This is a genomic window from Lysobacter sp. MMG2 (assembly GCF_016735495.2).
GTDB lineage: Bacteria > Pseudomonadota > Gammaproteobacteria > Xanthomonadales > Xanthomonadaceae > Lysobacter_J.
Window position 1 is genome coordinate 113,392 of the sequence record NZ_JAERQY020000005.1, and the last position, 15,237, is coordinate 128,628.

Here is a 15,237-nt window from a genome sequence, read left to right on the forward strand (position 1 = left end):
GCACCCGGAGCACGTTCACTCCCCAGGGACCTCGATGGACACACCGGTTTCGCCCGCCGCTGCGATCATCACGCCGGAACTCGATCGGCGCCCCGCACGCCCTCCGGACCACCTGGCCGAGAGCCGCGCGCTGGTGGCGTTGATGAAGGCGCTCAAGGCGCCCGATGCGAGCATCCTGCACGAATTGGCCGAAACCGCGCTGCGCCTGTGCCATGCGGGGTCGGCCGGCATCAGCCTGGCCAGCGAGCACGAGGGGCCGCACATGGCCCGCTGGCGTGCCTGCGCCGGCCGGTGGTCGCCCTTCCTGCGCGACACCATCCCGCGCGGCATCACGCCCGACCCCGCCGCGCCGCTGCTCATCCGTCATCCCGAACTTCACGCCGATGACGCGCGCGAAGGCGCGCCCGCGCTGCACGAGGCGCTGCTCGTGCCATTCGAGGTGGCCGGCCAGAGGATCGGCACGGTGTGGGTGGTCCACCACGAACCGGCGCACGCGTTCGACCGCGAGGACGTCCGCCTGCTGCAGGACCTGGGCGATGTCGCCGCGCTGGCGTTCCAGGCCATCGAGCAACAACAGCAATTGCGCGACGCGCTCGATCGCCAGATCGCCGGCTCGCACCTGCTCCAATCCGTCAGCGTCGGCCTGATCTCCGAGGACGACATCGGCCCGCTCTACGCGCAGATCCTCGAAGCGGCGATGACGATCATGCGCGCGCAGTTCGCAAGCCTGCAGCGCGTGGATCGCAACGGCGAACTGCAACTGCTCGCCTCCTCCGGATTCCATCCCGAATCGGCTCGCTACTGGCAGGTCATCACCATGGAGTCAGCCAGCAGCTGCGCACAGACGCTGCGCGAACGCGACCGCTTCTTCATCGCCGATGCCGAGGAAGCCGCCGAGCTCGTCGGTGCCGGCAACCTGGCCGAATACCGCCGCTCCGGCATCCGCGCGATGCAGTCCACACCGCTGATCTCGCGCAAGGGCAAGCTCGTCGGCGTCATTTCCACGCACTGGCGCGAACCTTATGCGCTGGTGGACAGCGACCTGCGCCTGTTCGACGTGCTCGCGCGCGAGACCGCCGACCTGATCGAGCGCACCAACGCCGAAGCCGCGTTGCGCGAGGCCGACCGGCGCAAGGACGAGTTCCTCGCCGTGCTAGGCCACGAACTGCGCAATCCGCTGGCGCCGTTGAGCACCGGCATCGAACTGCTGCAACGCGCCGGCCGCGACCCCGCGCTGACCGACAGCATCCACGCCATGATGAAGCGGCAGCTCGTGCACCTCACCCGGCTGGTGGACGACCTGCTCGACCTGTCGCGCATCACCACCGGCAAGATCGAACTGCGGCGCGAACCGATCGACCTGCGCGTGGTGATCGAGGCGGCCGTCGAACTCACGCGTCCGCTGATGGAGCAGCGCGGGCACTGCCTGACTGTGGAGCACCACGACACGTTGCTGCCGGTGCACGGCGATCTGGAGCGGCTTACGCAGGTCGTCGCGAACCTGCTCGGCAACGCCGCCAAGTACATGGAATCCGGCGGTCGCATCACCCTGCGCTCGGCGGCCGAGGGCGAACAGGCCGTGCTGCGCGTGAGCGACACCGGCTTCGGCATTCCCGCCGATCGCATCGACGAAGTGTTCGAGATGTTCTCGCAGGTGCCCGAGCATCGCGAACGCCGCGGCGGCGGCGGACTCGGTATCGGACTGGCGCTCTCGCGCCGACTGGTCGAACTGCACGGCGGCACGTTGAAGGCGACAAGCCCCGGGGCCGGACAGGGAAGCGAGTTCGTCGTGCGATTGCCGCTGGGCATCGTCGCGCCGTCGGCGAAGCGCGACGCCGGCATCCGCAAGGCCGCCGCCGCGCCGCGCCGTGTGCTGATCGTGGACGACAACGTCGATGCGGCACTCAGCCTGCAGGCGGCACTGGAACTGGACGGCCACGTGGTGGACGTCGCCCACGACGGGCCCAGTTCGCTCGGCCTGCTCGAACACGGCGATCCGGAGGTGCTGTTGCTGGACATCGGCCTGCCGCTGATGGACGGCTACCAGCTCGCGCGACGCATCCGCGAGCGCCCCGGCGGCGACGGTCTGCTGCTGGTGGCGATCACCGGCTGGGGCCAGGCCGGCGATCGCGAACGCGCCCGGCAAGCCGGGTTCGACGTGCACATGACCAAGCCGATCAGCCTGGACGTGTTGTCCGCCACGCTGGAGCGCGGCAAGCCGGTGTGAACCGCGAACAAAGGGGGCGTGCATGAAGCTGCTGGTCGTCGGATCCACCGGGTTGGTCGGGCGTCATGCGTTGACGCTCGCGTTGGCGCATCCGCAGATCGAAACCGTCGTCGCGCCAGTGCGGCGCCCGTTGCCCGCGCATCCCCGGCTGCTCTCGCCTGTCGTGGATTTCGATGCCCTGCCCGCCGATGCGCCGTGGTGGCACGTCGATGCCGTCGTCTGCGCACTGGGCACGACGATGCGCATCGCGGGATCGGAAGCCGCGTTCCGTCGCGTGGACCATGACTATCCGCTTGCGGTCGCCCGCCTGGCGCGCGCGCACGGCGCAACGACCTACGCGCTGAATTCCGCGCTCGGCGCCGATACGGGTTCGCGCGTGTTCTACAGCCGCGTGAAGGGCGAAGTCGAACACGACCTCGCCGCGATGGGCTTCGATTCGCTCACCTTCGTCCGCCCCGGCCTCATCGGCGGCGATCGCGAAGAGTTCCGCGCCGGCGAGCGCGCCGCGATGGTCGTGTTGCGTGCGCTGCATCCGGTGCTGCCCAAGCGCTGGCGCATCAATCCCGCCGAACGCATCGCGCAAGCGCTGATCGACGCCGCCGTGCATGCGCGACCCGGGATGCACGTCGTTTCCTCCCAGGCGCTGGTCTGAGCGTCCGCATCACCGCGCCCTAACCCGCCCGGCGCAAGACTTCGAGCACGCGCGCCATCGAACGCGACGGCTTCGGAGATCCCGCATGAAGATCCTCATGGTGCTCACCTCGCACGACACGCTGGGCGACACCGGCGTCAAGACCGGCTTCTGGCTGGAGGAGTTCGCGGCGCCCTACTACGTCTTCACCGATGCCGGCGTGGAAGTGACGGTCGCGTCACCGAAAGGCGGGCAACCGCCGATCGACCCCAAGAGCGACGACCCCGCCAACCAGACGCCCGCGCAGGATCGTTTCAAGGCCGATGCGAAAGCGCAGGCCGTGCTCGCGAACACGCGACGGCTGGATTCGGTGTCCGCGGGCGATTACGACGCGGTGTTCTATCCCGGCGGCCACGGTCCGTTGTGGGACCTGGCGGAAGATCCCGTGTCGATCAAACTGATCGAATCGTTTTACGACGCGGGCAAACCCGTCGCCGCCGTCTGCCACGCGCCCGCCGTGCTGCGCCACGTGAAGCACGACGGCGCGCCTCTGGTGAAGGGCAAGCGCGTTACCGGTTTCACCAACTCCGAAGAAGAAGCGGTGAAGCTGACGAAGGTCGTGCCCTTCCTGGTCGAGGACGAACTCAAGCGCCTGGGCGGAAAGTACGAGAAGGCCGGCGACTGGCAGAGCTTCGCCATCACCGATGGTCGATTGATCACCGGGCAGAACCCCGCATCGTCGGAAGCGACGGCGAAGGCGCTGCTGGGGCTGCTGCGCTGAACGGCTTTGCGTGCGGCAGCGAATGCGTCATCCCCGCCTTCGCGGGGATGACAGCGCAAGAGAACATCGGTGTCCGAACCTTGGGGGCCGAACTGACAGTGGCGAAAGAAGAAGGGCGGCTTTCGCCGCCCTTCTCCGTTGCTCAGATCGTTCGCACCGATCAGAAGCGGACCGACAGACGCGCCGTGGCCTGGTGGTCGCGGGCTTCGTCCGCGAACTGGCCTTCGTAGCCCAGCTCCAGCTGCGTAACCGGGTTCAGCCACGCCGATACGCCGAGCTCGGCCACGGCAGCATCCTCCGCCAGCGGCGCACCGGCGACGCTGAAGTCGCCACCGCTGGACCAGCTCATGCGACTCGTCGAGACCACATCGTCCGACACGTGACGCCAGCCCAGACCGCCGCGCAGATCGAACCAGCCGGCGCCGGTGCCGCGACTGGTCAGCGAGAGTGCACCACGCAGGCCGAGGGTGGACACGTCGAGCGTCGTCTCCTCGTCGGCCACATGCAGCGCGAGGCTGCCGCCCGTCTCGGAGAACGCATCGCTTTCGGTGGTGACGCGCGCGTACTGCAGGTACGGCTCCAGCGATCCGCGTTCGCCGTCGATCGTGTAACCGCCTTCGACGAACACCTGGTTCGTGGTCGCGTCGTAATCGGCGACCAGACGCTGGTTCATGCCCGGCAGTGCGACGGTGCGCTGGCTGTCGATCGCGTGCTGCGCCAGGCCCACGCCGCCGCGCACGGCGAATGCGCCCCAGCCGCCGTCGACGTACAGGCCCACATGCAAGGTGTCGGCATCGCCCTTGGATGCGCGCGCGACGACGTTCGCGTCGGTGCGCTCGCTTCCGGCCATCACACCGAGCTGCCAGCCGTCCTCGAAACGGTGATCGGCGCCGATCAGCAGGCCGCTGCCGTTGTAGTCCACCGACGCGGCGTTGCCGTCGCCGTCGAGCGAACCGCCCGCGACGAGCGCATGCGCCCACACCGCGCTGCCCGGTTCGGCGGCTTCCGCCAGCGGCGAATGGCCGGCACGCATGCGGTCGAACGCGGCCTCGCGCAGGCGCCTGGCGTCATCGGCCAGCACCGTGCGCGCGCTCGCGTGGAACTCGCCGTCCAGCTGTTCGAAGGCCGCCGCGGTTGCGCCCAGGTCCAGGCCCATCAGGCTGGATTGCAGGCGCGAGGCATCGCCCGTCGTGCGGATGCCCGCCGTCACGCGCGTCGCGTCGATGGCACCACCGACCGCGGCGGTGTTGCCGGTCGACATCGCGGCGGCGTACGAGTTCGGCGTCACCGCCAGCACGACCGAGTTGGCCTCGTAGCGCACGTCGAAACGCGCGTTCGCCGGCAGGCCCGACAGCGGCTGGACCAGTCCCGTGTAGGAACCGTCCACGCCGCCCTGCGCCTGCACGATGGCGAAGGTATCGCCCACGTTCGGCGTGAATGCATTGGTGGCCGCACCGGTGATGCCGCGCAGGCGCGGCTCCAGCGTGCCGGCGGCGGTGTAGACGCTGTTCGCGCCCACCAGCCACAGCGTGTCGAAGTGGCCCGCGCCGTTGCCGGCGGTGCGGCCGTCGACATCGGCCACGAACGTGCTGCCGGCGTGCTGGAGCACGTTGCCCGTCACCACCAGCGTGCCCGGCGAGTTGCCCGGCGAGAGCACGCCCCTGACGTCCATCGCGCCTTCGACGCGACCCGAACCGCTGGCCGTGCCGTCCGCGTACACCCACACGTTGCCGGTGAAGGTGCTGTTGAAGCCCAAATCGCCCTGCTCGATGCACGCGCCGATGGCGTTGGCGCCGACGCCGCGCATGTCCAGGCGGCCCGCGCCGGACTTGATCAGGCACGCACTGCCGTCCACGGTGCCGGTCAGCGTGGTCGTCGCCGCACCGCGCGTTTCGAAGCGCGCGTTCTGGCCGGTGACGTGCACGTTCTGGGTGACGTTCATGCCGGTCAGCGCGGTGAAGTTGCCGTCCTGGCCGATGTAGATGTCGCCGCCGATCGCGCCGGCCGCTTCCTGCGAGGTCACGGCGATGGAGCCGCCCTGCACCTGCATCAGCACCTGGCTGTTGTGGCCCGACAGCGTCAGCACGCCGCCGCCCAGCTTCTGCACGATGCCCGAGCCACCGATGTCGCCGGACACCACGACATCGAAGCCGTTGGTGTCGAACACCGCCGAGCGCGTGTTGTCGACGAAGATCTCGTGCGAGATCGTCATCGCATCCAGCGTGCGCAGCGTGGTGTTGTCGGCGATGGTGACGACGCTGCCGTCGCGGCCGAGCGCCGCATCGGAGGCGAACTCCAGCGTGCCGCCCTTGACGTTGATGCCGTCCTGCGTGTTCTGGCCCTTCAGCGTGAGCGTGCCGTCGCCGACCTTGTTGAGGACGCCATTGCCCGACAGGTCGCCGTTGAGGACGACGTCGTGGCCGGCCGTGTCGACGATGGATTTCGTCGAGGTGAGTGCGAAGTCGTTGTCGCTGGTGAAGCCGTCGGTGGTGCGCAGCGTGGCTTCGCCGATGCTGACCGTCCCGTGGCCCAGGTTGGCGTCGCTGGAGACTTGCAACGTGCCGCCGTTCACGACGAGGCCGCCGGTGAAGGCGTTGTCGCCGCTGAGCGTCTGCGTGCCGCCTTCGATGGCGATTCCGCCGTCGCCGGCGATGTCGCCGCTGAATTCGCCGCGCGCATCCGTCAGCACCAGCACGTTGCCGCCCAGTTCGACGTTGCCGCCGCCCGTGAGCGACTGGACATCGATGTCGCCCGATGCGCCGCCGATGTCCAGCGTGCCTTCGGCCACGACATCCGACCCGGCGATGCAGCCCTGCCCGGCGAGCGACAGCGTGGCGCCGCGATCGATCAGGGTCGCGCCGGTGTAGGTGTTGCAGCCGCTGAAGGTCTGCGTGCCGCCGGCGATGTTCACGCCACCCTGACCGTCGATGACGCCGCCGAAGTCGCCATGCGCGTCCGTGAGCAGCAGGCCGTTGCCGCCCAGGTCGACCGTGCCGTTGCCGGTGAGCGACTTCACGTGCGCGTCGCCGTCGCCGCCGCCGAGGTCGAAGTGGCCCTGCGCCACGACGTCGCTGTTGGCGATGCTGCCTTCGCCCGTCAATGCGAGCGTCGCGCCGCTGGAGATGGTGGTGGTGCCGCCGTAGGTGTTCTCGCCGCTCAGCGTTTGCGTGCCGCCGTCGATGGCCAGGCCGCCGGCGCCGCCGATGCTGCCGCCGAAGTCGCCGTTCGCATCGGCCAGTACCAGCGTGTTGCCGCCCAGACCGACCGTGCCGTCGCCGGTGAGCGACTGCGCGCCGACATCGCCATCGGCCTGTGCGATGTCGAAGGTGCCGTCCGCGATGACATCGGAGTTGGCGACGCAGCCCTGCCCCGCGACCGCCAGTGTGGAGCCGGCGTGGATCACGGTATTGCCGGTGTAGGTGTTGCAGCCGCTGAGCGTCTGCGTGCCGCCTTCGATGGTGACGCCGCCGGTGCCGTCGATGGTACCGGCGAAGTCGCCGGTCGCGTCGGTCACGACCAGGCCGTTGTCGCCGAGCGCGACTTCGCCCGTCGCGCCGCCGGTGAGCGACTTCACGTTGACGGCGTCGTTGGAACCTTCGATGTCGAACGTGCCGTTGTTCACCACGTCCGAGGCGGCGATGCTGCCTTCGCCCGTCAACGCCAGCGTCGCGCCGTCGTCGATGGTGGTCGTGCCGGTGTAGGTGTTCTCGCCGGTCAGCGTGACGGAGCCGCCGTTGCCGGAATTGGTGATCGTCAGCTCGCCGGGCGTGCCGCCGTCGGCGTCGGAGATCACGCCGCCGAATGTCGCGTCATGGCCGTTCTGGTCGATCGTGCCGCCGTCGCCGTCGATGGTGAAGTCCAGGTCGACATCCGCGCCGTCGGTGTCGACCACCAGCGTGCCGCCTTCGAACGCGCCGTCGCTGGCGCCGTCCAGGTCGTCGGTGCCGGTCGTGGTGTCGATGACGGCCGTGGTCGGCAGGCCCGGCGTGGTCGGCGCGCCGCTGCCGGGGTTGGGCGCGATGGGACCGAAGGGCACGCCGTGGTCGAACGTCAGGCCGGGCTGCTGATCGATGAGCAGGACCGGGCTGTTGACCTCGTCGTCGAGGTTGAACGTCAGGAAGCCCAGGCGATAGGTGCCCGACACGCTCACCGAATAGGTGGCGATCTGCCAGCCCGTCGCGCCGTAGCTGCCGGTGGAATAGCTGCCGGTGCCCAGGTTGGTGGCGCCCAGCAGCGCGAACTGTGCGTTCTGGTTGTTCACCACGCCCAGCGCGAAAGGATCATCCACGTTCACCAGCGAGGTGAACGAACCGTCGTTGTACGGCTCGTAGTCGGTGGAGACGTACTGCCAGGCCATCGTGAACGCATCGCCGGCTTCCAGGACCAGATCCTGGTAGAGCCAGGCCGCATTGGTGAGCGAGGCCGCGCCCATCATCGACTGCACGTTGCTCTGGCTCTGCGCGGTCAGGCCCAGCGCGCTCAGGCCCGCGCCGACGTTGCCCGCCTGGCCTGCCTGCAGGGACGCCATGTAGTTCTGGTACGGCGTCACCGTCCACAGGTGCGGGCCCGGTGCGGGGCCGACCTGGGAATCGAAATCGGTCATGCCGGTGACGACCGAAGCGCCCACGCCGGTCGATCCGTAGGAACCCGACGACTGCGATCCGGTGCCGCCGCCCGCGGTCCAGCCGCTCAGCGTGCCGTCCTCGAAGCTTGCGTTCTGGATGTCCACCGCAGCGAAGGCGGCCGTGGGCGAGAGCAGCAATGCCGCCAGCAGCGCCGCGCACATGCGCGTCATGGCCGGTGCGTCGTGCGTGGCGGCGGAACGAGCGCCCTTCACACGACCGCGGACAAGCTCGGAAGCGACAACCCACTGGTTGAGCGCACGGTTCCAGACAACGCGAAAAACGTGATTCATTCGGATGCGGCTCCCCACCGCAGGACAGGACGAAGAACGAACGAGCAGGCGCCGGCGCACACCGCGGGCCGGCAACGACGGACGTTGCGGACGCGTTGGTGCAATGGGCATGCCGGCGCGGAACCCGCGCTGCAGGCGGTTCCGGCGTGGAGGTCCCCGCTCGCCCTCGTTAACGTCATCGATCCGATTTACTTGATCGCGTTCACACTTTTTCATTCCGAAACCGCTCATTCGGCAAAGTTCGGGCCGCGAGGCGCGATTGAGCGGGTCGCGGTGAGGGAACCAGGCGGCCCGCCGCTTTGTATCGCCGTGTATCCACCGCCCGACGGGCCACCTTTCCCGACAAAACGCCCGCAATCGCGACACGAGCGCGATACCGCCCGGCCTCGAAATGGCGCCACCGGAAAACACCGCCGCCTTCGAGGAAACCCCGATGTCCACCGTCTCCGCTGCATCCCCTGCGCCCCTGCTGTCCCGCGTCGACGGCGTCGGCGCGTGGCTCGCCCCGCTCGGTCTGCGCGTGCTGCTGGCGTGGGAGTTCTTCGAGGCCGGCCGCGAGAAGTTGCAGGGCGAGAACTGGTTCGCCGAGCTGGCCGACAAGTTTCCGCTGCCGTTCTCGCTGCTGGGCGCCAACGTCAACTGGACGCTGGCGACGTGGACGGAGCTGCTGGGCAGCATCGCGCTGCTGATCGGCCTAGGCACGCGCTACGCGGCGGCGACGCTGTTCGTGGTGACGGTCGTTGCGATCCATGCCGTGCACTGGCCGTCGGAGTGGTCGAGCCTCGCCGAGCTCTGGCAGGGCTACGCGATCAGCAATGACGGCTACGGCAACTACAAGCTCCCGCTGATCTACCTGGCGATGTTGCTGCCGCTGATGTTCGGCGGCGCCGGACGCCTGAGCGTGGATCACCTCATCGCTTCGCGCCGCGCATCCACCGCCGCCGCGACGCCCGACACGCTGGCCTGGGGCGTGGTGCTGTTCGCCATCGGCACGACCGTCTCGCTGCTGCTGCCGTGGGCCGGTGCCGCGCTCGCCGTTTCCGGCGTCGCCCTGATGGCCTGGCCGCGCCGCCGCAGGACCGCGTCGGAACTGCTGGCCGCGGCCTGATCGCCCTTTTCGATGTTCCCGCGCCATGCACGGCGCAACCCCCGCACGGCCCCCGTGCACACCTGGAGACTCACCATGTCACGCAACACCACCCGCAACACCGCCGGCATGATCGGCATCGCCCTCGCCGGCCTGGTCCTGGGCAATTCCGCCTTCGCGATGCAGCCCCTCGCGCAGGGCTACATGCTCGCCGCCAGCCACGCCGCGGGCGAAGGCAAGTGCGGTGAAGGCAAGTGCGGCAGCACGCAGGCCAAGCCGGCCAAGGGCGCCGCGTCGAAGGCCGCCGAAGGCAAGTGCGGCGAAGGCCAGTGCGGCGACGCACGCTTCAACAAGACCGACGCCAATGACGACGGCCTCGTCTCCAAGGCCGAGTACCTGAAGGCCGTGCCGACCGGCGAAGGCTGGGCCGACAAGGACGCCAACGCCGACGGCTTCATCTCCGAGCGCGAAGCCTACGACTACACGAAGGCGCGCTTCGAAGCCAACGGCAAGAAGGTCCCGATCGGCCGCTTCGCCGCCTTCCCGGAATAACCCCGTCCCGCCGCGCCCCGCGATGCCATCGCGGGGCCCTCATCGAGTCCACGCCATGACGCAACTCCCTTCCGCTTCCGCCGGCCTCGGCCTGCGCCGCAGCCTGATTCCAGAGCTGCTGGCGATGGACGACGGCGCCGTGGACTTCCTCGAACTGGCGCCGGACAACTGGATCGGCGTCGGCGGCCGCTCCGGCGAACAGCTCGCGCAGTTGTCGGCGCGGCTCCCGTTGAGCGCGCACGGGCTGTCGCTCTCGCTCGGCGGCACCGAACCGCTGGACATGAAGCTGCTGCTGGGCACGCGCGAGTTGCTGGAACGCCACGGCATCGCGCTCTACAGCGAGCACCTGAGCTACGCCTCCGACGACGGCCATCTCTACGACCTGATGCCGATTCCGTTCACCGATGAAGCCGTGCGTCACGTTGCCGCGCGCATCCGCGTGGTGCAGGACGTGCTGGGGCGCCGCATCGCGGTGGAGAACGTCTCCTACTACGCCGCGCCGTACCAGGCGCTGGCCGAGATCGATTTCGTCCGCGCCGTGCTCGACGAGGCCGACTGCGACCTGCTGCTGGACGTGAACAACCTCTACGTGAACTCGATCAACCACGGCTACGACGCGCAGGCGTTCCTTGCGCGGCTGCCGGGCGAGCGCATCGCCTCGTACCACATCGCCGGCCATTTCGACGAAGACATCGACCTCAAGGTCGACACGCACGGCGCGCCGGTGAAGGCCGACGTGTGGGACCTGCTGGCCGACGCGTACCGCCGCTTCGGCGTGCGTCCGACGCTGCTGGAACGCGACTTCAACTTCCCGCCGCTGTCCGAACTGCTGACCGAAACCAACCGCATCCGCACGATGCAGGCCGCCTACGCCGACCGTGCGCGCCTGCTGGAGCTGGCCCATGCATGAGCTTCGCCAGCAGCAGTACACGCTTGCGCGTCACCTGCGCGACCCGTCCGCGCACCCGCCGCCGCCCGGCCTGGAGCCGCGCCGGGTGAAGGTGTACGCGGAACTGTTCTTCAACTCGATCGAGGGCTTGCTCTCCGGCGGCTTCCCGGTGATCCGCCAGACGCTCGGCACGACCGCGTGGAAGGCGCTGGTGCGCGAGTTCTATGCGAACCATCGCAGCCGCACGCCGTTGTTCCCGCAGGTCGCGGGCGAGTTCGTCGATTACCTGGACGAGCGTGCGGATGACACGACGCTGCCGCCGTGGCTGCCGGAGCTGGCGCATTACGAGTGGATCGAGCAACTGCTGCTCACGCACGACGCGTCGCATCCGCTCGACGATGCCGACATCGACCCGCTCGACGGCGTGCTGCGCCTGTCACCACTGGCGATGCCGCTGGCCTACCGCTGGCCGGTGACGGAGATCGGCCCGGACTTCGTGCCCGACGCACCGCCGCCGGAGGCGACCACGCTGGTCGTGCATCGCGATGCCGACCACGAGGTGCGTTTCGTGCGCATCGCGCCGCTGGTCTATCACCTGCTGGTGTCGATCCAGGCGCATGCGCGCAGCGGTCGCGGGCATCTGCTGGCGCTGGCGGACGAAGCCGGCGTCGATCCCATCGAATTCCAGGCACACGCCCTGCCGGTGCTGCACGCCTTGCGTGCACAGGGCGTGGTCTTCGTTCCCCCGCAACTCCCGCACCTTCCCTCCCCCAACGCAATGGAATCCCCGTGATGAGCACTTCCCTCGAAACCGTCATCTACACCGCGCACACGCACGTCACCGGCGGCCGCAACGGCACCGGCCGTTCCAGCGACGGCGCGATCGATGTCCTGCTGAGCACGCCCGGCTCGAACAAGCCCGGCACGAACCCGGAGCAGCTGTTCGGCATCGGCTATTCGGCCTGTTTCATCGGCGCGATTGGCTTTGCCGCGAGCGAACTCAAGGTGAAGCTGCCCGAAGGCTTCGGCGTCGATGCCGACGTCTCGCTCGGCAAGATCGCCACCGGCGAGTACCAGCTCGCGGTGAAGCTCAACGTCCGCCTGCCGGGCCTGGACGAGGCAACGCGCCGCCAGCTCGTCGAGATGGCACACCGCACCTGCCCGTATTCGCGCATGACGCGCGGCGAGGTGGAGGTGGAGATCGCGACCTCGTGACAACAAAGCCCCTCTCCCGCCTGGGGGAGAGGGGTTGGGATGAGGGCCCGAAGCACCGGATGCTCCAATCGCAACGCCTGCCCTCATCCGCCTGCCGGCACCTTCTCCCGCACGCGCGAGAAGGGACGCTTCGGCCGACGCCTCTTCTTCCACTTTCGGAGGAAGATCTTCTGCACCACGGAGGTAGAACCATGTTCCGTTCCATTCTCGCCACGCTCGCGCTGGGCCTGTCGCTGTTCATCGCCGGCTGCGCGCCGGGCGCGCAGGCCGAGCCGGCACGCCCGGCACCGGCGCCGGAATTCACCGGCATCGCGCGATGGCTCAACGCACCGCCGCAGACCATGGCGGGCCTCAAGGGCAAGGTGGTGCTGGTCGAGTTCTGGACGTACTCGTGCATCAACTGCATCCACGTCCTGCCGCATGTGAAGCAGTGGCATGAGCGCTACCGCGACGACGGTCTGGTGGTGATCGGCGTGCACACGCCCGAGTACGCCGAGGAGCAGAGCACCGCCAACGTGCAGCGCGCCATCGAGCGCTTCGGCATCACCTATCCGGTGGCGCAGGACAACCTGTACAAGACCTGGGACGCCTACGGTAATCGCTTCTGGCCGGCGTTCTACCTCGTCGATCGCGACGGCCGCATCGTCCATCGCCATTACGGCGAAGGCGATTACGAGGCCACCGAAGCCCGCATCCGCCAACTGCTGGCGGCCAAGCCGGTTGCGCACTGACGTACCACGGCACCACCCTGCGCAGTGGCACAATCACCGACATCGATGGACGCCGGCGCCCGAATGGAACACGTAGACCACATCCTCGTCGTGGATGACGACCGCGAGATCCGCCAGATGATCGCGGACTATCTGGAAAAGAACGGACTGCGCGCCACCGCCGTGGCCGACGGCCGCGAGATGCGCGCGGTGCTCGACACCCACGCGGTCGACCTGATCGTGATGGACCTGATGATGCCCGGCGAGGACGGCCTCACGCTCACGCGCAACCTGCGCGCCGGCAAGCATCGCGCGGTGCCGGTGGTGATGCTGACCGCGCGCGACGACCAGACCGATCGCATCATCGGTCTGGAGATGGGCGCGGACGACTACGTCGCCAAGCCGTTCGCGCCGCGCGAGTTGCTGGCGCGCATCAAGGCGGTGATCCGGCGCACGCGCATGCTTCCGCCGAACCTGCAGGTGACCGAGGCCGCGCGCATGCTCGCCTTCGGTCGCTGGCGCCTGGACACCACCTCGCGCCACTTGCTCGATCCCGAAGGCACGGTCGTGGCGCTGAGCGGCGCGGAGTTCCGCCTGCTGCGCGTGTTCCTCGACCATCCCAACCGCGTGCTCAGTCGCGACCAGCTGCTCAACCTGACCCAGGGCCGCGATGCCGAGCTGTTCGATCGCTCCATCGACCTGCTCGTGAGCCGCCTGCGCCAACGCCTGCTCGACGACGCGCGCGAGCAGAGTTACATCAAGACCGTGCGCAGCGAAGGCTACGTCTTCAGCATGGCGGTGACGGTCGTGGGCGAGGACGAATGAGCACCGCATCGCGCGAGGGTTCGCGCTGGCTGCCGCGCTCGATGGCCTCGCGGCTGTACCTGCTGCTGGCCGGCGGCCTGCTGATCGCGCACGGGCTTTCGTTCGGCATGCTCTTCTACGAGCGTTACGAATCGGCCACCTCGATGCTGATGACCAACCTGGAGCAGGACGTGGTCGTCGCGGTGAACCTTCTCGATCACCTGCCGCCGGAGGAACGCGCGCACTGGTTACCGATGCTGCGGCGACGCACGTTCCACTACACGCTCGATCCCGCGCAGGAAGGCACACCGCTGCCGAACGAGTCCACGCGCGAGATGGCCGGGATGATCGCCAACGCCCTGGGCCCGCGCTATCCGACACGCGCGCGCCTGGTGTCGCGCGATCCCGAACGCTTCCAGGTGCAGGTGCGCTTGAGCGACGGCAGTCCGCTGGTGATCGAAGTGCAGCCGTCGGTGATGCCGTTGGCGAAGTGGCTTCCGTACGTGCTGGCAACACAGTTGGCCTTGTTGCTGCTGTGCGCCTGGGCCGCGGTGCGCCTGGCGACGCGTCCGCTCGCGCGGCTGGCCAATGCGGCCGAAACGCTGCGCCCCGGCGGCGACGGCGCGCGCCTGCCCACCGGCGGCCCGACCGAGGTCGCGCAGGCCGTGGGCGCGTTCAATGCGATGCAGGACCGCATCGCCCGCTACATGAAGGAACGGCTGCAGATCCTGGCGTCCATTTCGCACGACCTGCAGACGCCGATCACGCGCCTGCGGCTGCGCGCCGAAGCGATGGGCGAGTCGCCCGAGCGCGAGAAGATCATCGACGACCTCGACCAGATGCAGCACCTCGTGCGCGAAGGCATCGCCTACGCACGCAGCGCGCACGGCGATGCGGAAGCGCCCGCTCGCGTGGACCTCGACGCCTTCCTCGACAGCCTGGTTTGCGATTACCTCGACACCGGACGCAACGTGAGTTTCTCGGGCCGTGTCGGCATGCCGGTGGTCACGCGACCGCAGGCGTTGCGGCGCGTGGTCGTGAACCTCGTCGACAACGCGCTCAAGTACGCCGGCGCGGCGGAAGTGGAGGTGTCCGGCAGTGACGACGGCGCGGTGATCCACGTACGCGATCGCGGGCCCGGCATTCCGGAAGCGGAGTTGTCGAAGGTGCTGGAACCGTTCTATCGATTAGAAGCTTCGCGCAATCGCGATACCGGCGGCACCGGGCTGGGGCTGGCGATCGCCACGCAACTCGCCGATGCCATCGGCGCCACGCTCACGCTGCGCAATCGCGACGGCGGCGGGCTGGAGGCGATCGTGCGTTTGCCGCGAGCTTGAGGGTCGCTTGTCCTACCCCTCTCCAGCACGCGGCGACCGAAGGGAGTGCAGCGCTGAGAGGGGCTAATGTCGGCATCAGCCAAGTCGAT

12 protein-coding genes are annotated in these 15,237 nt (G+C 68.7%); 11 read left to right on the forward strand and 1 reads right to left on the reverse strand.

Features of this window, described 5'->3' with window-relative positions; translation table 11 throughout:
• Positions 1-34 precede the first annotated feature (34 nt).
• From JI752_RS16975 to JI752_RS16985, 3 genes are all read left to right on the forward strand, one after another.
• Entirely contained in the window at positions 35-2,227 is a 2,193-nt protein-coding gene (locus tag JI752_RS16975; RefSeq protein WP_216966342.1) for an ATP-binding protein, read from the forward strand.
• A gap of 22 nt (positions 2,228-2,249) precedes the next feature.
• Positions 2,250-2,879, forward strand: coding sequence for an NAD-dependent dehydratase (locus JI752_RS16980; protein ID WP_216966344.1), 630 nt, complete (start codon positions 2,250-2,252; stop codon positions 2,877-2,879).
• An 85-nt stretch (positions 2,880-2,964) separates the two neighbouring features.
• A complete protein-coding gene (locus tag JI752_RS16985; protein ID WP_216966346.1) occupies positions 2,965-3,639 on the forward strand; it encodes a type 1 glutamine amidotransferase domain-containing protein in 675 nt (224 codons plus the stop codon).
• Positions 3,640-3,799: 160 nt separating this feature from the next.
• Here JI752_RS16985 and JI752_RS16990 read toward each other — a convergent pair whose 3' ends face one another.
• Complete coding sequence (locus tag JI752_RS16990; RefSeq protein ID WP_254201089.1) at positions 3,800-8,434, reverse strand: autotransporter domain-containing protein; 4,635 nt, start codon at positions 8,432-8,434, stop codon at positions 3,800-3,802.
• Positions 8,435-8,987: 553 nt separating this feature from the next.
• Here JI752_RS16990 and JI752_RS16995 point away from each other — a divergent pair.
• From JI752_RS16995 to JI752_RS17030, 8 genes are all read left to right on the forward strand, one after another.
• The gene (locus JI752_RS16995; protein WP_216966351.1) at positions 8,988-9,662 is read left to right on the forward strand and encodes a DoxX family protein; all 675 of its coding nucleotides are present in this window, start codon (positions 8,988-8,990) and stop codon (positions 9,660-9,662) included.
• A gap of 75 nt (positions 9,663-9,737) precedes the next feature.
• A complete protein-coding gene (locus JI752_RS17000) occupies positions 9,738-10,193 on the forward strand; it encodes an EF-hand domain-containing protein (protein ID WP_216966353.1) in 456 nt (151 codons plus the stop codon).
• A 55-nt stretch (positions 10,194-10,248) separates the two neighbouring features.
• Positions 10,249-11,103 (forward strand): DUF692 domain-containing protein, encoded by an 855-nt coding sequence (locus JI752_RS17005; protein WP_216966354.1) that lies wholly within the window; start codon positions 10,249-10,251, stop codon positions 11,101-11,103.
• Entirely contained in the window at positions 11,096-11,875 is a 780-nt protein-coding gene (locus JI752_RS17010; protein ID WP_216966356.1) for a putative DNA-binding domain-containing protein, read from the forward strand. Before JI752_RS17005 ends, JI752_RS17010 begins: the two co-directional genes overlap by 8 nt.
• Entirely contained in the window at positions 11,875-12,297 is a 423-nt protein-coding gene (locus JI752_RS17015; RefSeq protein WP_216966359.1) for an organic hydroperoxide resistance protein, read from the forward strand. Before JI752_RS17010 ends, JI752_RS17015 begins: the two co-directional genes overlap by 1 nt.
• Before the next feature lie 191 nt (positions 12,298-12,488).
• A complete protein-coding gene (locus JI752_RS17020) occupies positions 12,489-13,028 on the forward strand; it encodes a thioredoxin family protein (protein ID WP_216966361.1) in 540 nt (179 codons plus the stop codon).
• Positions 13,029-13,091: 63 nt separating this feature from the next.
• Positions 13,092-13,832 carry a response regulator gene (locus tag JI752_RS17025; RefSeq protein WP_216966363.1) on the forward strand — a complete coding sequence of 247 codons (741 nt, stop codon included), beginning with the start codon at positions 13,092-13,094 and terminating at the stop codon, positions 13,830-13,832.
• The gene (locus JI752_RS17030; protein WP_216966365.1) at positions 13,829-15,148 is read left to right on the forward strand and encodes a HAMP domain-containing sensor histidine kinase; all 1,320 of its coding nucleotides are present in this window, start codon (positions 13,829-13,831) and stop codon (positions 15,146-15,148) included. The genes JI752_RS17025 and JI752_RS17030 overlap by 4 nt, the downstream gene beginning before the upstream one ends.
• Positions 15,149-15,237 lie beyond the last annotated feature (89 nt).